General features: G+C 49.7%; 1 tRNA gene. It reads left to right on the forward strand.

The features are described from left to right. The first annotated feature begins 67 nt into the window (after positions 1-67). Positions 68-151, forward strand: a tRNA-Leu gene (locus L21TH_RS00805). Positions 152-298: the final 147 nt, after the last annotated feature.

Here is a 298-nt window from a genome sequence, read left to right on the forward strand (position 1 = left end):
TGGTAGAGCACCTGACTTTTAATCAGGGTGTCCGGCGTTCGAGTCGCCGATGGGTCACCACTGTTCTGCGGGTGTGGCGGAATTGGCAGACGCGCTAGACTTAGGATCTAGTGCCTTCGGCGTGGGGGTTCGAGTCCCTCCACCCGCACCATAACACTACTTTGTAGTGAATGTAAAATTAAAAATGTAAAATGTAAAATAAAAAAATTCAATTTAAAATTCTGGTGAATCCAGCACGTGCGGAAGTGGCTCAGTGGTAGAGCATCGCCTTGCCAAGGCGAGGGTCGCGGGTTCGAAT

The organism is Caldisalinibacter kiritimatiensis (assembly GCF_000387765.1).
Taxonomy (GTDB): Bacteria; Bacillota; Clostridia; order Tissierellales; family Caldisalinibacteraceae; genus Caldisalinibacter; species Caldisalinibacter kiritimatiensis.